Source organism: Pantoea sp. X-Soil-ISGK-421, assembly GCF_059730785.1.
In genome coordinates, this window is record NZ_AP035979.1 from 2,515,271 (window position 1) to 2,533,109 (window position 17,839).

At 58.0% G+C, this 17,839-nt stretch carries 18 protein-coding genes; 3 read left to right on the forward strand and 15 right to left on the reverse strand.

The window, feature by feature from the left end; all coding sequences use genetic code 11:
* Positions 1-3: 3 nt before the first annotated feature.
* From phnC to phnF, 10 genes are all read right to left on the reverse strand, one after another.
* Positions 4-834, reverse strand: coding sequence for a phosphonate ABC transporter ATP-binding protein (phnC, locus tag AC6I8K_RS11780; protein WP_497826767.1), 831 nt, complete (start codon positions 832-834; stop codon positions 4-6).
* Positions 835-1,060: 226 nt separating this feature from the next.
* Positions 1,061-1,594 carry a ribose 1,5-bisphosphokinase gene (gene phnN, locus AC6I8K_RS11785; RefSeq protein ID WP_497826768.1) on the reverse strand — a complete coding sequence of 178 codons (534 nt, stop codon included), beginning with the start codon at positions 1,592-1,594 and terminating at the stop codon, positions 1,061-1,063.
* Positions 1,594-2,730: an alpha-D-ribose 1-methylphosphonate 5-triphosphate diphosphatase gene (gene phnM / locus AC6I8K_RS11790; RefSeq protein ID WP_483817671.1), complete on the reverse strand. Its 1,137-nt coding sequence runs from the start codon at positions 2,728-2,730 to the stop codon at positions 1,594-1,596. The genes phnN and phnM overlap by 1 nt, the downstream gene beginning before the upstream one ends.
* On the reverse strand, positions 2,727-3,431 hold the full coding sequence (phnL, locus tag AC6I8K_RS11795) for a phosphonate C-P lyase system protein PhnL (RefSeq protein WP_483817672.1): 705 nt from the start codon (positions 3,429-3,431) through the stop codon (positions 2,727-2,729). The genes phnM and phnL overlap by 4 nt, the downstream gene beginning before the upstream one ends.
* Positions 3,432-3,494: 63 nt before the next feature.
* A complete protein-coding gene (gene phnK / locus AC6I8K_RS11800; RefSeq protein ID WP_497826769.1) occupies positions 3,495-4,256 on the reverse strand; it encodes a phosphonate C-P lyase system protein PhnK in 762 nt (253 codons plus the stop codon).
* Positions 4,246-5,094, reverse strand: a complete 849-nt coding sequence (locus tag AC6I8K_RS11805) for an alpha-D-ribose 1-methylphosphonate 5-phosphate C-P-lyase PhnJ (protein WP_064739155.1) — start codon at positions 5,092-5,094, stop codon at positions 4,246-4,248. Before AC6I8K_RS11805 ends, phnK begins: the two co-directional genes overlap by 11 nt.
* On the reverse strand, positions 5,087-6,163 hold the full coding sequence (locus AC6I8K_RS11810) for a carbon-phosphorus lyase complex subunit (protein ID WP_497826770.1): 1,077 nt from the start codon (positions 6,161-6,163) through the stop codon (positions 5,087-5,089). The genes AC6I8K_RS11805 and AC6I8K_RS11810 overlap by 8 nt, the downstream gene beginning before the upstream one ends.
* Positions 6,163-6,738: a phosphonate C-P lyase system protein PhnH gene (gene phnH / locus AC6I8K_RS11815; protein WP_064739157.1), complete on the reverse strand. Its 576-nt coding sequence runs from the start codon at positions 6,736-6,738 to the stop codon at positions 6,163-6,165. Before phnH ends, AC6I8K_RS11810 begins: the two co-directional genes overlap by 1 nt.
* Positions 6,738-7,184 (reverse strand): phosphonate C-P lyase system protein PhnG, encoded by a 447-nt coding sequence (gene phnG / locus AC6I8K_RS11820; RefSeq protein ID WP_064739158.1) that lies wholly within the window; start codon positions 7,182-7,184, stop codon positions 6,738-6,740. Before phnG ends, phnH begins: the two co-directional genes overlap by 1 nt.
* On the reverse strand, positions 7,181-7,897 hold the full coding sequence (gene phnF / locus AC6I8K_RS11825; RefSeq protein WP_064739159.1) for a phosphonate metabolism transcriptional regulator PhnF: 717 nt from the start codon (positions 7,895-7,897) through the stop codon (positions 7,181-7,183). Before phnF ends, phnG begins: the two co-directional genes overlap by 4 nt.
* 309 nt (positions 7,898-8,206) lie before the next feature.
* Between phnF and AC6I8K_RS11830 the strand changes: the two genes are divergently transcribed.
* The 3 genes from AC6I8K_RS11830 (at position 8,207) to AC6I8K_RS11840 (ending at position 11,561) form a co-directional block, all read left to right on the forward strand.
* Positions 8,207-10,372, forward strand: coding sequence for a putative bifunctional diguanylate cyclase/phosphodiesterase (locus tag AC6I8K_RS11830; RefSeq protein WP_497826771.1), 2,166 nt, complete (start codon positions 8,207-8,209; stop codon positions 10,370-10,372).
* A gap of 71 nt (positions 10,373-10,443) precedes the next feature.
* Positions 10,444-10,593, forward strand: a complete 150-nt coding sequence (locus AC6I8K_RS11835; RefSeq protein ID WP_483817676.1) for a hypothetical protein — start codon at positions 10,444-10,446, stop codon at positions 10,591-10,593.
* Between the two features lie 527 nt (positions 10,594-11,120).
* Positions 11,121-11,561, forward strand: a complete 441-nt coding sequence (locus AC6I8K_RS11840; protein ID WP_497826772.1) for a transposase — start codon at positions 11,121-11,123, stop codon at positions 11,559-11,561.
* A gap of 74 nt (positions 11,562-11,635) precedes the next feature.
* Here the strand turns inward: AC6I8K_RS11840 and AC6I8K_RS11845 are convergent, their stop codons facing one another.
* The 5 genes from AC6I8K_RS11845 to AC6I8K_RS11865 form a co-directional block, all read right to left on the reverse strand.
* Positions 11,636-12,478, reverse strand: coding sequence for an oxidoreductase (locus AC6I8K_RS11845; RefSeq protein ID WP_483817678.1), 843 nt, complete (start codon positions 12,476-12,478; stop codon positions 11,636-11,638).
* Between the two features lie 100 nt (positions 12,479-12,578).
* Positions 12,579-14,534, reverse strand: a complete 1,956-nt coding sequence (locus AC6I8K_RS11850; RefSeq protein WP_497826773.1) for a hydantoinase B/oxoprolinase family protein — start codon at positions 14,532-14,534, stop codon at positions 12,579-12,581.
* A 1-nt stretch (position 14,535) separates the two neighbouring features.
* Positions 14,536-16,584, reverse strand: a complete 2,049-nt coding sequence (locus tag AC6I8K_RS11855) for a hydantoinase/oxoprolinase family protein (protein WP_497826774.1) — start codon at positions 16,582-16,584, stop codon at positions 14,536-14,538.
* Between the two features lie 18 nt (positions 16,585-16,602).
* Positions 16,603-17,049, reverse strand: a complete 447-nt coding sequence (locus tag AC6I8K_RS11860) for a GNAT family N-acetyltransferase (RefSeq protein WP_064739165.1) — start codon at positions 17,047-17,049, stop codon at positions 16,603-16,605.
* A 194-nt stretch (positions 17,050-17,243) separates the two neighbouring features.
* Positions 17,244-17,756 (reverse strand): Lrp/AsnC family transcriptional regulator, encoded by a 513-nt coding sequence (locus AC6I8K_RS11865; protein WP_007890964.1) that lies wholly within the window; start codon positions 17,754-17,756, stop codon positions 17,244-17,246.
* Positions 17,757-17,839 lie beyond the last annotated feature (83 nt).

Genomic DNA, 17,839 nt, shown 5'->3' on the forward strand with positions numbered 1-17,839 from the left:
GAGTTAGTGGAGCTGGTTAATTTCGTCGCCGTACAGCTCATGCATCAGGCCGTCGGTCAACTGGGAAGGATGTCCATCAAACAGCACTTTGCCGCGCTGAATGCCGATAACGCGGGTGCAGTAGCTTTTTACCAATTCTATCGAGTGCAGATTCACCATCACGCTGATGCCCTGCTCGCTCACCTGGCGCAGCACATCCATGATGCGCTTGGTGTTTTTCGGATCGAGTGACGCCACCGGCTCATCCGCCAGCAGAATGCGCGGGTTCTGCATCAGCGCCCGGCAGATCGCTACGCGCTGCATCTGGCCGCCGGAGAGGTTTTCCGCACGCTGCAGCGCCTGAGGCAGCATGTTCATCCACTGCAGCAGTTCGATGGCGCGAGCGCGATCGGTTTCGGAAAACACTTTGAAGAACGATTTCAGCGTGGAGGTCTGGCTTAAACGCCCGAGCAGCACGTTGGTCAGCACATCGAGGCGCGGTACCAGACAGAAGTCCTGGAAGATCATGCCGCATTCGCTGCGCCATTCGCGCATCTGGCAGCTATTGAGCGTGACCACATCGCGATCCACTTCGCCGTGGCGATTGCTGAGAATCGCACCCTGCGACGCGCTGATGGTGCCGTTGAGCATGTGTAACAGTGTCGATTTGCCTGCGCCTGAGCGGCCAATCACCGCGACCAGCTCGCCCGCATGCAGATCGAAGCTGACGTTATCCAGCACCTGGTTGGCGCCATACGCTTTGCACAATCCCTGCACCGACAGCACCTTATTGCCCTGCCCGATAATCGGCGGGAATGGATTGTCGACGACGGTTTTCAGTAATGCCTGTGCCATGATGCACTCCATCTCTTCTGAGCTGTTGATTGCACGCTATTACGGGGAAAGCGGATGAAAGCTTGATGACAGTAAAATGATTAAACGGTGACAGCGCGTTTTCCCGTCACAACGTGGCGATCGGCTCCGCACCCATCCGGGCATTGCGCAATAAATTGCGCCGCTACGGATGGTGCGAATGGTGTGAATGGGACATAAAAAACGCACGTATCCGTAGCGGCGCGATTTATCGCGCACCCAGCAAACGTCGCAGCTGGTCTAGCGTATCGCGCAACGCGCCATCGTTGTTCAGCGCATAGCAGTGCACCGGCAGCGGTTCAGCCGCTCGCGCTAGCCGTTTCTCGATCTCCGCATCAGACTCCCGCCCGCGCTGCCGCAATCGCGTCTCCAGCACCGCTGGCGACACCTGCAACACCAGCGGCAGCAGCAGCGCGCCGTAATGCTGCTGCACAATCGGCAGATGCAGGCGCGAACCGTTAACCAGCACGTTAAGTCCGCGCGCCAGCCACAAATCGATCTCCTCGCCCAGCGCATAATGCAGTCCGTGCGCCTGCCAGCTCACGGCGAACAAACCGAGCGACTGGCGTCGGCGGAATTCGGTTTCGCTCAACGCCACATGGTTCTCGCCGCCGGCATCGGCGGCGCGCGTGATGTAACGATGGGCGATCAGCAAATTCTCCGGCGGCGCTTCACGCAGCGCGTTCAGCAGGCTGTCTTTACCCGCGCCCGAAGGCCCGGTTAGCCAGATGAGGCGCGCCATCAGAACACCAACTTGCCTTGCGACCAGACGTGACGAATGTGCGCATGACCGTGATCGGTATGCGCCAGCACTAAATCGGCGCGCAGCCCTTCGGCGATGCGGCCACGATCGTGCAGGCCAATCGCCTGCGCCGGGTTGCGCGTCACCAGCGCGGCAGCCTGCGGTAACGTCATCGTATTGCGTTCATCGGCAACAAGGCGGAACACCGCGTCGAGCAAGCTGGCGGGATAATAGTCGGAGGAGAGAATATCCAGCAGGCCGTGGCTGGCGAGATCCGCCGCCGCCACGTTGCCGGAGTGCGAACCGCCGCGCACGATGTTGGGCGCGCCCATCAGCACCTGCATGCCGCAGTCGCGAGACGCGCGTGCCGCTTCCAGCGTGGTCGGGAATTCGGCAATGGCGCTGCCGACGTCATGTGACTCGGCAACGTGCGCTGCCGTAGCGTCATCGTGGCTGGCCAGCGGGATGCCGCGCGACCGGCACAAACTGGCGATGGCGTTGCGGTTGGGCGTGGAGAACTCGGCAGCCAGCGCCAGTTGCTCACGCTCAAACTGATCCATCTGCGCGTCGTTGAGCTGATATTTGCCCTGATAATAGGTGCGATACATCTCCAGCGAGGCGTACTGACGCTGACCCGGCGAGTGATCCATCAGCGACACCAGCGACAGCTCCGGTGTGTTCATCAGCGCTTCAAACAGCGGCAACGTGGTGTTGTGCGGCAGCTCACAGCGCAGATGCAAATGGTGATCGGCGCGGTTAGTGCCTTTGCGATTGCTGTCCTGAATCGCATCAATCATTTTGGTGAGATTATCCAGGCGATGACCGCCGTCGCGCACGTCACCGACGCCAATCGCATCCAGCACCGTGGTAATGCCGCTGGCGACCATCAGCGCATCGTGGCTGCTCATCGCCGAGTGTGCGGGCCAATCAACTTTGGGGCGTGGCGTAAAGAACTTGTCGAGGTTATCGGTGTGCAGCTCCACCAAACCCGGCAGCAGGAAGGCGTTTTCGCCATCCAGCGCGCCCGGCAAGTGGCTGACGCTGTCACTGAAGCTGGCGATGCGCCCGTCGCGGATTTCCAGTGAACCCGCCACCACGGCCTGCTCCAGCACCAACCGGACATTATTAATGATCATGCTTCTGCTCCTGCTTTCATTGGCTGCATGACGTGCAGGCGATCGGCCACGCGTTCGCGCACCGCTTCGTCATGGAAAATACCGACAATGGCGGCCCCACGGGCGCGTGCCTGTTCAATCAATTCCACCACCGCAGCGCTGTTGGCGCTGTCGAGCGAAGCGGTCGGCTCATCCAGTAGCAGCACCGGATAGTCGGCAATAAAGCCGCGTGCGATGTTGACGCGCTGCTGCTCACCGCCGGAAAAAGTGGACGGCGCCAGCGACCATAAACGCTCCGGCACGTTGAGGCGCGTCAACAGCTCTTTGGCGCGCTTCTCACAGAAAGCACGCTCGGTGCCGCGTTCGAGCAGCGGCTGCATGACGATCTCCAGCGTCGGCACGCGGGGAATGACGCGCAAAAATTGGCTGACCCAACCGACGGTATGGCAGCGAATTGCCAGAATCTGGCGGGCGGTCGCGTTGGCCATATCGATCCATTCACCCTGATGTTGCAGCCAGATGTGACCGCTGTTGGCCTGATAATTGCCGTACAGCGCGCGCAGCAGCGTGGATTTTCCACTGCCGGAACGGCCATGCAGCACCACACATTCGCCGCCGCTCACTTCGAGATTGGCATCCTGCAACACCGGCAGCGCGGCGCTGTTCTGGTTGTGCAGTACAAAGGTTTTGCTCAGATGCTCTACGCGCAATAAAGGTTGCATGTTGATGTCCTGATGTTGAGTGGTCGCCATAAATGGCGACCTTATTCATGTCCGCACCAACGATTAACTCAGCACCGACGAAACCAATAACTGGGTATACGGATGATGCGGATCGTCCAGCACCCGATCGGTCAACCCGCTCTCCACCACGCGGCCCTGCTTCATCACCAGCAGGCGATGCGCCAGCAAACGCGCCACGCCGAGATCGTGGGTGACAATCACTACCGCCAGATTCAGCTCGCGCACCAACGTGCGCAGCAAATCCAGCAGACGCGCCTGCACTGACACATCCAGCCCGCCGGTCGGCTCATCCATAAACACCAGCGTCGGCTGCGTCACCAGGTTGCGCGCAATCTGTAAACGTTGCTGCATGCCGCCGGAAAAGGTGGTGGGCAGATCGTCGATGCGGTTAGCGGGGATTTCCACATCCTGCAACCAGCGCATCGCCTCTTTGCGGATATCGCCGTAATGACGCTGGCCCACCGCCATCAGGCGCTCGCCGATATTGCCGCCCGCGGTGACCTGCGGACGTAAACCGTCGAGCGGATGTTGATGCACCACGCCCCATTCGGTACGCAGCAGGCGGCGACGATCGCTCTCGCTCAGCTGATAGAGATCCTGCGCGCGATAGAGAATGTTGCCCTGCTGCGGCGCTAAGCGTGCCGACAGGCTGCTCAGCAGCGTGGTTTTGCCCGAACCGGACTCCCCGACAATGCCTAACACTTCGCCGGGATAAAGCTCAAAGCTCACCTCTTCAAACCCTTTGCCGGGTGCATAAAGGTGCGTCAGATTGTTGACCGCAAGCAGCGGCTGTTCACTGTGCATGCTGTTGTTCCTGCTGCTGGTGGCAAAAATCGGTATCGGAGCAGACATACATGCGCGTACCGGCGTCATCCATTACGACCTCGTCGAGGTAGCTGTGGCGCGAACCGCACAGCGCGCAAGGTTCATCCCACTGCTGCACGCTGAACGGGTGATCGTCGAAGTCGAGGCTTTCTACTTTGGTGAACGGCGGCAGCGCATAGATGCGTTTTTCACGCCCGGCACCAAACAGCTGCAGCGCCGGCATCATGTGCATTTTGGGGTTGTCGAATTTGGGGATCGGCGACGGATCCATCACGTAGCGATCGTTGACCTTCACCGGATACGCATACGTCGTCGCGATATGGCCGTAGCGGGCGATATCTTCATACAGTTTCACCTGCATGATGCCGTACTCCTCCAACGCGTGCATGGTGCGGGTTTCGGTCTCGCGCGGCTCAATAAAACGCAGCGGCTCAGGGATCGGTACCTGGAAAATCAGGATCTGATCTTCTTCCAGCGGCGTTTCCGGAATGCGGTGACGCGTCTGGATCAGCGTGGCATCCATAGTGCGTTCGGTGGTGGCCGCGCCGCTGACGCGCTGGAAGAAGTGACGAATCGATACCGCGTTGGTGGTGTCATCGGCGCCCTGATCGATCACTTTCAGCACATCGGCATCACCAATAATGCTGGCGGTGATCTGAATGCCGCCGGTGCCCCAGCCATAGGGCATCGGCATTTCGCGTCCGGCAAACGGCACCTGATAACCGGGAATCGCTACCGCTTTCAGAATGGCGCGGCGGAGGGTGCGTTTGGTCTGCTCATCCAGATAACCGTTGTTGTAGCCGGTTAACTCACTCATGGTTCTGCTCCTGATGCTGTTGGCGCAGCCGTTTCAGCAGCTCAAGCTCCGCCTGGAAATCGACGTAGTGCGGCAGTTTCAAGTGCGAGACAAAGCCCGCCGCTTCCACGTTGTCGGCATGCGACAGCACAAACTCTTCGTCCTGCGCCGGACCGGCAATGCGTTCGTTATACTCCGGCGCCTGCAGTGCGCGATCCACCAGCGCCATCGCCATCGCTTTACGCTCTGAACGACCAAACACCAGGCCGTAACCGCGCGTAAAGTGCGGCGCGCCGTCAGTTTCGGTGGTGAAGCCGTTGACCATTTCGCATTCGGTCAGCAGGATTTCGCCAATCTCAATCTCAAAGCCCAACTCTTCCGGGCAGATGGAGACGCTGAGATAGCCGGTGCGAATTTCGCCGGCGAACGGATGGTTGCGGCCATAGCCGCGCTGCGTCGAGTAGCCGAGCGCCAGCAAGAAGCCTTCATCGCCGCGCACCAGCTGCTGCAGGCGTGCCGCACGCGTGGCCGGATAACCGGGCGGTTCGCGGGTGATGTCGCACGGCTCGCTGCCGTCATCCTCTTCGCGCGCCGCCAATCCTTCTGCCGTCATCATGCTGAACACATGCGGACAGCACTCCGGCAACGCCTGATCGTCACGCGGCGCGGCAGGCGTTTCGCCGTTGGCCAGCAGGGTGAAATCGAGCAGGCGATGGCTGTAATCGTAGGTTGGGCCGAGCACCTGACCGCCGGGTAAATCTTTATAGACGGCGGAGATTCGGCGCTCGATGCGCATCTCATCCGTTGCCAGCGCCAGACTGTCGGCGAGGCGCGGCAGCGTGGTGCGATAGGCACGCAGCAGGAAGATCGCCTCCACCAGATCGCCGCTCGCTTGTTTGATCGCTAAGGCCGCCAGCTGCGGATCGTAGATGCCGCCTTCGGTCATCACGCGATCGACCGCTAATCCGAGCTGTTGTGCCACCTGATCGCACTGCACTTCCGGCAGCGCACGGTCGCCACGGCGCAGATCGGCCTGCAGCTCATGGGCGCTGGCAATAGCCTTCTCGCCCCCTTTTACCGCAACGTACATCAGCACACCTCCACGTCGGTGGTGCGTGGCAGCGCCATCATCGCTTCACCGCAGGTAAAAATCAGATCAACGCCTTGGGGAAACGGATGTGGACGCTCACGCAGATAGTGCAGAATCGCTTCCGGCAGCTGCGGCGCAATGGCGCGTGGCTCGCGTAAACCGGGGCCAGAGAGGCGTAGCGTTAACCCACCGCTTAATGACGGCACTTCGACGATCAACGTGGTGCTCTTCTCCGGTGACATGTTGTCACCCGCAGCGAACAGCGACGGATCGGGATTGGCCGCGGCGTGCGTCAGCGCAAACGGCGCATCGCGCTCATCAACAATCGGCACGCCGGTGTGGAATCGCAGATTACTGCGCACCACGTCGTTATCCATGCGGCCATCCAGCCACAGCGCGCTCTCTTGATCGACCAGCGTCAGCAGTACCGCCGTCGCCGCCGGTGAGAGATCGCCCCAGCCCTGCTGCAGCGGCAGCGATACCATCACGCCCGGCTCGCTCATCGCTTTGAGGATGCGGCGGAAGGCACGTTGGGCATCAGCCACCGGATGGTTAAAACTCGCCAGTAAAGTCATCAGTTATCTCCGCGAACCAGCGTAAAGAAATCCACTTTGGAGCTGGCGATTTCACGTGCGCGCAGCTGACGCTGCTCTTCACGCAGTGCCGCCAGCGGGGCAATCAATTTTTCCTGTAACAGCGCCTGGGTTTCGGGCTGTTGCAGCAGCGCATCAATCAGCGCGCAGCGTTCGGCGTGCGATTTATCGCGTCCCAGCACGTAGCTAAAGCCGAGCGTGCCGTCGTGCAGTTTTACTACCGCACGCGTCACCGTGGCATCACCCATCACGAAGCGCTTACCGCTGCCGCCCATGCGTGCCTGCAGCCGGGTCAAACCGGTTTCCGCTGGGCGCACGCGTTCAAAACTGGCGTTGAGTTTTAACGGCTGCCAGTGCGCCTCAAGCTGGCTGGCTTCACTGTGTGCCAGCACCGAGAGCCAATGCTGGCGGGCTGTTTGCTGTTTCATTGATGCTCCAGAGTCAGTTCAATCATGTCGCCACGCGTCAGGCTGATGGAGTATTCCGCCACCTGACCATCGCGATGTTTATTCAGGGTGCGCACGCATAACAGCGGCGACTGCAGCGCAATCTCCAGCTGCTTGCACTCTTTGGCCTGCGCGCGGCGGGTGCTGATGCGGGTTTGGCTGCGCGTTAGGCTCAGGCCAAGTTGCTGTTGCATAAAGTCGTGCAATGAACCGCTGTGAAACTGCTGCAGCGCCGGCCACCAGTTGAGATCGGCAAGGAAGTGATTGATGACGCACACCGCCACGCCGTTGACACGGCGCAGCGTGCGCAGATGAATGACGTTGTCGCCTTCATTGATGCCCAGCGCGCTGGCCACATCGCTGCTGGCCGGACGCAGCACCGCCAGCAGGCGTTCACTGGTGGGATGGCTGCCCTGCTCCATCAGGTTTTGGCTAAAGCGCGCTTGCGCATGCAGCGGGTAATCGTAAGGACGCATCAGCACCAAAATGCCCACGCCGTGACGCCGTTGCAGCAGCCCTTTATTCACTAACTCGTCGACCGCGCGCCGCAAGGTGTGACGGTTTACTTCGTAGTGATCGGCCAGCTGCTGTTCGGAAGGCAGATAGTCGCCGCAGCGATAGCGCTCCTGCAGCGCCTGCTCCAGTTGGGCAGCAACGGCCTGATAGACAGTGGTCGGATGTCTGGATATCTCCATCACGCTCTATACCTCGTTCGCATTGGTTGAGGAACGCAGCGGGCTTGCTGCGGGATGGCGATTACATTGCGTGCGCCAGATGACAGCGGCGTGACGGCTCAATGACGTGAAGATGAATTTGCTTTAGGACAGCAGAATGTCAGCGCAACGGCAGCAGATTTAATAAATTATGTTTAACTGTTTGCTTTGTGACAGTGTTCAAAAATTTACCGCTTATTTACATCACGCTTTCACTGCCCTTACGCAGTACAGCATGGGGATGTTCTGCTAAGTTAAAAGATGAATCCTTCTTGTCAGGCCAACCCTAAAATGATTAACGCACTAAAACTATCGGATGGTTTTCGTCGCAACTTTGTTCGCGAAGTTATTCTGCCGCTGGTGGCAATTTTGCTGCTTACCTTTGTTGGCGCGGGCGTAGGGTTGTTTTGGGGTACCTCATTAACCAATAACGAAGCGCGCGATCAGCAGCAACGCATGATTGAGGCCTCCTTTACGCAGAGCCTGACGGAACATTTGCGTCAGCTGCGTAGCCTGACGCGCTGGTCGCCGCTGGCCGATCAGCTGGCGTCGTCGCATCCCGATCAGCGCTGGCTGACGCAAAATGTTGGCGGCTGGCTGTATGACATGTTTGATCACCAGCTGGTGGTGCTGCTGGACCGCGACAACCAGCTGATTAACGTGTGGCGCAACGGCCAACCGGTGCCGGATAAACGCATCGGCCCTTACTTGCAAGACATGCTGAAAAGCCCATTGGTACAACACAGTGATGTGGTGGCGGGCCCGACCGACCACGCCGATTTCGTGCGCATTGGTCAACGCGCCGCTGCGCTGGCGGTAGGCGATATTAGCAGCACTAAACAAGCCGGACGCTATCGTCTGGTGAGCATCAAGTTTCTGGATGATGGCTATCTGCGTAACCTCGCGGATCGCAGCCAATTGCGCCAGCTGCACTTCAGCGACAGCGAACCGGCGGAAAAGACCAAAGCGCGATATCTGTTGAATTCGCAACAGGGTGAACCGGTGGGTTATCTCAGCTGGCAGCCTGACAAACCTGGCGCACAAATGCTGCGCACCATCGGCCCTTCAACGCTGTTATCGGTGATCTTAATTACGCTGTTATGTCTGGTGATGGTGCGCCGCATCTGGACTTCGTCGCTCAAGCTGTCGCAGTCGTTGCTCAAACTCGGTGCCAGCGAAGCGCAGGCGCAGCATCTGGCTTTCCATGATGTGCTGACCGGTTTACCGAATCGTTCGCTGGTGGAGGATCGTCTCACTCAAGCGCTGGCGGCCGCCGGACGCCACGATCAGCGCGTGGCCCTGCTGCTGCTGGATCTTGATCGCTTTAAGAACATTAACGATACCTACGGCCATCACGCCGGTGATGAGCTGATTATTGAAGTGGCGCGACGACTTAATGAGATTGTGCGCGCCAGTGACACCGTCGGACGTATCGGCGGCGACGAGTTCATTATCGTCATGCCCGGTGTCGATAATATTGGCCAGGTGCAGTCGCTGGCCAACCGCATCATCACGCGTTTAAGCGAGCCCTATCCGCTGGTCGGTAGCGAATTGTGGGTGGGTGTGAGTATTGGGCTGGCATTGGCACCGAAAGACGGTATTGATCGGCTGGAGTTGATGCGCAAAGCGGATATTGCGCTCTATGATGCGAAAAATCACGGGCGTGGTCAGTATCGCCAGTTCGAGAAGGTGATGGATGAATCGCTGCGTACCCGCCAGCAAATGGCGGCAGATTTACGTCAGGCACTGGTGAAATTTGAGGGATTAGCGGTGTGGTATCAGCCGTTAATGGACATCAGCGGCCAGCAGGTGGTGGGTTTGGAAGCGCTGCTGCGCTGGCATCATGCGTTGCGCGGTGATGTCTCGCCGGGGGATTTCATCGCCATCGCTGAAGAGACCGGGATGATCATTCCGCTGGGCGAATGGGTGCTGCGCGAAGCCTGTAAAACGTCATTAAAGCTGCCCGCTATTGTGGTGGCAGTCAATGTCTCGCCGGTACAGTTCCGTGCCAGCAATTTCGTCGAGCGCGTCGTCCAGATCGTGCAAGAAGAAGGTGCCGATCCAAAGCGCCTGGAACTGGAGATCACCGAAGGCGTGTTGATTGAAGATGAACATGAAGCGCGCAATAGCATCATCGCGCTGCGCGAAGCCGGTTTCCGCATTGCGCTGGATGATTTTGACACCGGCTATTCGAGCCTGAATTACCTCAGCACTTTCCCGGTGGATAAAATCAAAATCGACCGCTCCTTTACCCAGTCGCTGGGTGTGGCGCAAAACTCTACCGCGATTGTCGAATCGGTGGTGCGGTTAGGTCATGCGATGGGCTTAACCGTCACCGCCGAAGGGGTTGAAACTGAAAGTCAAAAAAGCGCGCTGGCCGACGCGGGCTGCAATCAACTGCAGGGGTATTTATTTAGCCACGCGGTGCCGTTTGAAGAGATTGAGAAGATGGTGTGAGCGAACATACGTGGCGGCGGCGCGCCCCTCCCACTATGGCGCAATAAATTGCGCCGCTACGGTGTGGGCTGATGTTGGATGCATTATTTATCAACCATAGCTCCGTGCCCATTACGGTATTGGATGCATCATTTATTATCCGCACCTGTAGCGGCGCGATTCATCGCGTGGTTTTGAATTACCCGCCGCAGCTCCGTGCTCATCCCGCTATTGCGCAATAAATTGCGCCGCTACGGTGTGGCGATGTTGGATACAATATTTATCAACCGCAGCTCCGTGCCCATTACGGTATGGGATGCATCATTTATTATCCGCACCTGTAGCGGCGCGATTCATCGCGCGGTTTTGAATTACCCGCCGCAGCTCCGTGCACATCCCGGCATGGCGCAATAAATTGCGCCGCTACGGTGTGGGCTGATGTTGGATGCATTATTTATCAACCAGAGCTCCGTGCCCATTACGGTATGGGATGCATCATTTATTATCCGCATCTGTAGCGGCGCGATTCATCGCGCGGTTTTGAATTACCCGCCGCAGCTCCGTGCTCATCCCGGCATGGCGCAATAAATTGCGCCGCTACGGTGTGTGCTGAATTGCGCCGCTGCGGTGCGGGCTGCTGTTGGATACATCATTCACACATCGCGCGCTTTATTTTGAATCAATAATTTGGAATCCACATCCATAAAATAAAAGCAAAGAATGACATGGCAAATTTTATGACTCACTCTCCTTAAAAAAGGAGATAACAATGAATCTGAGGAAGAACACGCGCTTAAAAAATTATGATTACAGCTCACAAGGCGCATATTTCATTACGTTAGTCACTCGCTTACGTGAATCAATCTTTGGTCATATCGAAAGTACACGATTGATTCCCTCATCCATAGGCCTTGTAGCAGAACAGGAATGGAGCACGCTCTCTACTCGAATATCAGGCATTAAATTAGATGTGTTCATTCTGATGCCCAACCATCTGCACGGGATATTATGGTTAACTGATGAAAACGCTCTTACGCTGTCACGTATAATGGCTTTATATAAAGCGGGTGTAAGCCGAATATGTCAGCAATCTATCTGGCAATATAATTTTCACGAACGGATTATTCGTGATGAACGAGAATTATTCTTTACCCGACAATATATTGAACAGAATCCGTTGCGGTGGGAATCGGACCGTTATTACAGATAAGTAAAAGAATGCCAATAAATTGCGCCGCTACGTATGTATGCACGTATGTGTAGCGGCGCGATTCATCGCGCACCTTAAGAAGGAAAATCCGTCTCAATCGAGGTCTGTTTCCACGCCTCGATCTGCGCCAAACGCTCTTTTAGCTTGTTGGTCACCGCATCATAACCCCAGGCGCCCATCACCAGATGGCGCGGTGGGTTGGCATGCTCGGTGATGGCGATCATCGCCTGCGCCGCGCGTGCCGGATCGCCGGCCTGGGTGCCGCTGTATTCGGCGGTAGATTTCATGCGGGCAGCGGCGGTGTCGGCATACTCCGGCAGCTTGCTCGGCGTTTGATGCAGCGAGCGACCGGCCCAGTCGGTGCGGAACGGGCCGGGTTCGACGCAGGTAACATGAATGCCGAGCGGTGCGGTTTCCAGCGCCAGTGAATCAGACCAACCTTCCACCGCGTGTTTACTCGCGGAGTAATAGCCCGAGCTGGCAAAGCCAATAAATCCGGCCACGGAAGTGATGTTGATGATGTGGCCACTGCGCGCCTTACGCATTGCCGGCAGCACTGCGCGGGTGAGCGCAAACAGGCCGAAGACATTGGCATCGAACTGGGCGCGGATCTCTTTCTCTTCGCCCTCTTCCACCGAGCTTTGGTAACCGTAACCGGCGTTATTCACCAGCACATCTACGCTACCGAACTTCTCAATAGCCGCGCTCACCGCCTGTTCGATGCTGGTCTGATCGGTAACATCCAGCGCCAGTGCCAAAGCATTATCGTGACCCGAAACCAGATCCTCTATTTTCGCCGCATCGCGTGCGGTCACTACTGTTTTAAACCCGCGCGCGATGGCCTGTTGCGCCAGTTCGCGGCCAAAGCCGGTTGAACAACCTGAAATGAACCAAACCGGTGTGTTTGCTGAAGCCATAATGACGTCCCCTTCTATGCGAATGGGCCCGATAAAACCGCATCGGGCCAAGAGAGTAACTATGGCAAAGCCGTTGCGTGCCAATTAGCGTTGCGTGCGACTACGTCATCATCGCCGGATAGCGCTGTTTAAGACGATAGAAGATAACTTCCATCGGCACGTCGTGGTCTGCCGCCACCGCGGCAAATACCTGCTGCTTAAGGAAATGCCGCCAGCTGACCGGCGCAGCCGCCAGAAATACCGTCAGTAAACGATAGCGCTCCGGCGTCCAGACGGCTTCGAACGCAGTGCGTGCCGCACCGTGATCGAAATGCTGCGCTGCGGTTGCGGGCATCTCCGCCCGCAGTCGCGCGGTTGCGGCTTCATCAATTTCGCCGTCGCGTAGCGCCACACCGTAGTGGTTGCGTGCCACCTGCTCAGAGACAAAGCCGCAGCGCACATCCTGCAATACCTGCTGCACATCGCGCTCCACCGGCAAACCATAGCCGCCCGCGCCGGGTCCGCGCACCTCGACGATATCGCCCGGCTGGCAATGGATCACATCGGTGTTGCCGTGTTCAATGGCGGTGCCGTTACGCAGGGTACGGAAATGCGACAGGCCGCCGGATTCGCCGCCCAGCACGCCCGCCGAGGCAAACACCGAACGATTACGGTTACGCGCCGTCACCGTGGTATTGGGGGCAAAGATTTCAAATGCCATCTCGGTGGCCAAACCGCCGCGATAGCGGCCCGCCCCCGCGCTGTCGGCGGCTAAGCCGTAGCGATGAAAATGGATCGGCACTTCGGCTTCGTTGATCTCAATGGGGGTGTTTTTCAGGAAGGCGGATAAGCCGCCGGAACCGTCCGGACCATCGTGCCGCGGCGTGCCGCCTGCGCCGCCGCCGACCGGTCCCAACGAGGCCACGACGCTGCGGTTGGCGCTGTCGGTGGTGCGGATGTTCATGATCGAGTTGCCGCCCGGCGAGTTAGCCGGTAAGCGATCGGGAATTGCCTGCGAGAACACGCCGAGCGTAGCGATTTGCGACAGCGCGCAGGTCAGCGAGCGCATGCCGACCGCAGCCGGTGCTTCGCAGTTCATCACCGTGCCTGGCGGTAAAATGGCGCGGGTTGGGCGCAGCGTTCCGGCGTTGAGTAACAGATTACGATCAAGCGTCGCGAGCACGTAAGTGACGCCAACCAATGCCAGCGGATGACGCTCGCGCCCGCCGGTCGGCATATTCAATGAAGAGGCTAATTGCGGATCGCTGCCGGTATAATCCAGCTCTAGCGTGTCGCCGTTCACACGTAGGGTAATCGCCACACGGCACGGAAAACCGCCTTCGCCATCCTCATCGGCGAAATCCGCGTAGAAATATTCGCCATCCGGAATGGTGGCAATAATGCTGCGCGCCTGTGCTTCGGCGTAATCGAGAATCCCTGCAATCCCCTGCAGGAAATCATCCACGCCAAAGCGCGCAATGATGTCGTGGATCTTGCGCTCACCCACGTTAACTGAGGCAATTTGCGCTTTGAAGTCACCCCAGTTTTGCTCCGGCACGCGCACGTTGAGACGCATGATGCCTGCCACCTCTTCATTCAAGGCGCCGTTACGCACGATTTTCAGCGGCGGAATACGAATCCCTTCCTGCACGATCTCGGTGAGCGAGCGCGAAAGAGACGCTGGCACCGCGCCGCCGACATCGGTGTTGTGAATGTGCCCCACCACAAAGCAAACAATCTCGCCGCCATGAAACACCGGTTTCCAGATATGGATATCCGGCGAGTGCGTGGCGACGTTACCGGCGTAGGAATCGTTGGTGATGCAGATATCGCCTTCCTCGTAGCTGTCGATCAGCGCCAATACCGGGCCGTAATCGATGCCGCTGTACCAGGGCGCGCCAAAGCTGCGTGGTGAAGCGAACGCCAGGCCGTCACGGCTGACGATCTGGCAGGAAAAATCTTCCGTCTCTTTGACAAAGGTTGAGTGCGCGGTACGCATCAGGGTAAACGCCATGGCATCAGCGGCGGCCGCGCAGTAGTTCGCCAGAATTTGCAGGTTACGTCCGTCAATCGCCATGTTAGTTCGCCTCCACTGGCGTGATCAGCAGGTTGCCAAAGCTATCCACATCCACTTTCATATTGGGCGGTACGCAGGTAGTGCAGTCATCCTGCGCCACAATCACCGGGCCGAGCAGTTGATGTCCGGCACGCAGCGTGGCGCGTAGCACCACATCAACCTGATGCGCCGCACCGTCGATCCACGCGCGCACCTGCTGCGCGACCTCCACCGGCGCATCAGCAACGGCCAGCGGATTGAGCGTGGGTTTTGGCGTCGGCGAGGCGATCACTACGCGCAGATTGATGATTTGTACCGGCGCGCTGGCATCAAAATGACCAAACAGCTGCTGATGCTGACGATCAAAGGCAGCGTGCAACGCCGCCACATCGGCCTGTGCCAGCCATTGAGGCTCCAGCGCCACTTCGATTTCAAACGACTGGCCGCGATAGCGCATGTCGGCGCTGTAATGCAGCGTGAACGGCATGCTGGCGCCATGCTGGCTGCTGAGCCAGTCACGCGCGCGCAGACTCAGCGCTTTGGCTTCGGTCGCCAGGCGATCCGCCAGCGAGGCATCAAGATCGCTATACAGCGTGCGGATAAAGTCGTTGCGGATATCCGCCACCAAACCACCGAGCGCTGACAACACGCCCGGCGTCGGCGGCACAATCACGCCTTTCATATTCAACTCGCGCGCGAGGAAGCAGCCCATCATCGGGCCAGCGCCGCCAAAGGCGAGGAACCAAAACTCACGCGGATCAAGGCCGAAGCGCGACAGCAAGCCGCTGGTGTCGCCGTACATGCTGGAGACCGCCAGCTCGATAGCGGTTTCGGCGGTCTCTTCTATTGTGACACCCAACGCATCCGCTAGCGGTTGCCACGCTGCGCGCGCCGCTGCAACATCCACTTTCACCGCGTTATAACCGAGATCGCCGTGGCCGATCATGCCGCAGGCGGCAAAGGCATCAGTGGCAGTTGGCTGCGTGCCGCCGCGCTGGAAGCACACCGGTCCCGGCAGCGAACCGGCGCTGTCCGGCCCCATTTGCAGCACGCCCTGGTTATCGATCCACGCCAGCGTTCCGCCGCCCTGACCAACGGACGTCACCGCCACCGACGGAATATAGATTGGGAAATCACCGATGATTTCACCGTTGCCCTGCGCGACCTGACCCTCCACGATCACCGCCACATCGGCGCTGGTACCGCCAATATCGAGGCTGAGGATTTTATCGAAGCCGCAGGCGCTGGCGAGGAAGCTGGCACCGATGACGCCAGACGCGGTGCCGGAGAGCACCATCTGCACGCATTCGTTTTTTGCCTGCTCGACGCCCATCACGCCGCCATTGGATTTGGTGATGCGCGGCGACGGTTTGACGCCCATCGTTTTCAGCGCGCGCTCAAACGATTCGAGGTAATTGATCACCATCGGCTGCACATAGGCGTTGATGGTCGCAGTAATGGTGCGCTCGTATTCACGGATAATCGGCCAGATATCGGCAGAACAGGACGTCAGCAGTTCGGGCGCGTGTTGATTAATAATGGCTTTCACCGCTGCTTCATTGTGGCGGTTGCGATAGCTGTGCAGCAGCGCCACCACAATGCCCTGGCAACCGGCGGCGCGCGCGGCGGCAATCGCATCCAGCACGCTTTGTCGATCCACCTCGGTTAACACATTGCCGTGGCGATCGGTGCGTTCTTGAATGGCAAATACCCGATCACGCGTTATCAGCGGTGCCGGACGGCGCGAGAACAGATCGTGAATGTGCGGGATCTTCAAACGCGCCAGCTCCAGTACATCGCAAAAACCGTCAGTGGCAAACAGCGCCAATCGCACGCCACGCCGCTGGATCACCGCATTGATGCCGACGGTGGTGCCGTGGGTGAAGTAGTCAATCTGCTGCGGTTCGATAGCGTCGCGCTGCTGCAGTTGGGTTAACCCGGTGAGGATTTCGCTGCCGGGCTGATCCGGTCGCGACAGCACTTTCAAGGTGTATATCTGATTGGTTTGTTCATCCAGCACGGCAAAATCGGTAAACGATCCGCCAATATCGACGCCAACGCGGTAACCCATGGTGTGAAAGCTCCAGTATCAGGAGGGGGGAAATTCCATCAGTTTTTGTGGTTCCTGCACCACGCGCCAGCCAAGGCGCTGATACAGCGGATGGGCATCATTGGTCGACAGCATCCAGCGGTGTACGGTGGCCAGTTCCGGGTGCGCCCGCACACAACTCGCCAGCCAGCTTCCCAGCCCATGACCGCGCCAGTTTTCATCGATCATCACATCGCACAGCCAGCCGAAACGGGTGTAATCCGTGACCAGGCGCGCAAAGCCAATTTGCTGATTTTCATGGTAAACGCCAAACGCCAGCGAACCGGCAAAAGCGCGTGCGGTTTTGGCACGCGATTGATCTTTGGCCCAATACGATTTTTCCGTCAGCTGCTGGTGAATCCAATCCATATCCAGCCGTTGGCGTTCAGTGGAAATCGTGAATGCATCACGCTGCCACTGCTGATCGGCGATGGTTAAGCAGGTCATGGCAACTCCTTGTCTGGTCTTAGATTGAGTGTAAAGGCGAGTGCCAGGCGTACGCCGCCGAAGCCGCAGCGAAAACCGGCAAGATAAAGGGAATTTTAGCGGGGGAAGAAATTTTATGCTGCGGGGGAAAAAGGCTAGCTTTCTGACCTGGTGTAAATTGTAGGGTCGCCATTTATGGCGACCGGGTTAAATCATTAAACGCCAAACTCCACCGAATTCTGTTTCGAAATCAGCGATCGTAACGGTACGCTGCTTTTCATGATCGGTGACTTAATCACGATATAGCTGAAGTATTTATCGATGCCGATCTGCGCATCCAGCATCTTCTCAATCACTTCCTGGTAATGTTCAATGCTGCGGGTAATAAAGCGCAGCAAATAGTCGTAACCGCCGGTAATCAGGTGGCACTCCATCAGCTCATCCACCTCGCGTACCGCGTTTTCGAATTTCATAAAATCTTCGCGGCGATGGCCAGAAAGCGTGACTTCAGTAAAAACCGTCACGGAATCAGTGATTTTGGTGAGATTGATGTGGGCTTCATAACCGTTGATAAACCCGGCCTGTTCTAAACGCTTCACACGTTGCAGGCACGGACTGGGCGAAAGCCCTACGGCATCGGCGAGATTGACGTTGCTGATACGGCCATCTTTCTGGAGTTGCACCAGAATATTGATGTCGATGCGGTCGAGTTTCATTAAGCCGTTCATAGCACCCCTCATTGCCAACCGATTAGGTTTAACCTCCCGAAGATATAACACGCTTTAAGGTAAATGTGCTATCTCGTTAACTG

Bases quoted from the DNA above. Each gene is read 5' to 3' on its own strand.
- AC6I8K_RS11805 (WP_064739155.1), bottom strand. From the start codon at position 5,094: ATGAGTGAGTTAACCGGCTACAACAACGGTTATCTGGATGAGCAGACC.
- AC6I8K_RS11810 (WP_497826770.1), bottom strand. From the start codon at position 6,163: ATGTACGTTGCGGTAAAAGGGGGCGAGAAGGCTATTGCCAGCGCCCAT.
- phnC (WP_497826767.1), bottom strand. From the start codon at position 834: ATGGCACAGGCATTACTGAAAACCGTCGTCGACAATCCATTCCCGCCG.
- phnM (WP_483817671.1), bottom strand. From the start codon at position 2,730: ATGATCATTAATAATGTCCGGTTGGTGCTGGAGCAGGCCGTGGTGGCG.
- AC6I8K_RS11860 (WP_064739165.1), bottom strand. From the start codon at position 17,049: ATGACCTGCTTAACCATCGCCGATCAGCAGTGGCAGCGTGATGCATTC.
- phnK (WP_497826769.1), bottom strand. From the start codon at position 4,256: ATGCACAGTGAACAGCCGCTGCTTGCGGTCAACAATCTGACGCACCTT.
- AC6I8K_RS11845 (WP_483817678.1), bottom strand. From the start codon at position 12,478: ATGGCTTCAGCAAACACACCGGTTTGGTTCATTTCAGGTTGTTCAACC.
- phnF (WP_064739159.1), bottom strand. From the start codon at position 7,897: ATGGAGATATCCAGACATCCGACCACTGTCTATCAGGCCGTTGCTGCC.
- AC6I8K_RS11840 (WP_497826772.1), top strand. From the start codon at position 11,121: ATGAATCTGAGGAAGAACACGCGCTTAAAAAATTATGATTACAGCTCA.
- AC6I8K_RS11865 (WP_007890964.1), bottom strand. From the start codon at position 17,756: ATGAACGGCTTAATGAAACTCGACCGCATCGACATCAATATTCTGGTG.
- AC6I8K_RS11850 (WP_497826773.1), bottom strand. From the start codon at position 14,534: ATGGCGATTGACGGACGTAACCTGCAAATTCTGGCGAACTACTGCGCG.
- phnL (WP_483817672.1), bottom strand. From the start codon at position 3,431: ATGCAACCTTTATTGCGCGTAGAGCATCTGAGCAAAACCTTTGTACTG.
- phnG (WP_064739158.1), bottom strand. From the start codon at position 7,184: ATGAAACAGCAAACAGCCCGCCAGCATTGGCTCTCGGTGCTGGCACAC.
- AC6I8K_RS11855 (WP_497826774.1), bottom strand. From the start codon at position 16,584: ATGGGTTACCGCGTTGGCGTCGATATTGGCGGATCGTTTACCGATTTT.
- AC6I8K_RS11835 (WP_483817676.1), top strand. From the start codon at position 10,444: ATGTTGGATGCATTATTTATCAACCATAGCTCCGTGCCCATTACGGTA.
- phnH (WP_064739157.1), bottom strand. From the start codon at position 6,738: ATGACTTTACTGGCGAGTTTTAACCATCCGGTGGCTGATGCCCAACGT.
- phnN (WP_497826768.1), bottom strand. From the start codon at position 1,594: ATGGCGCGCCTCATCTGGCTAACCGGGCCTTCGGGCGCGGGTAAAGAC.
- AC6I8K_RS11830 (WP_497826771.1), top strand. From the start codon at position 8,207: ATGATTAACGCACTAAAACTATCGGATGGTTTTCGTCGCAACTTTGTT.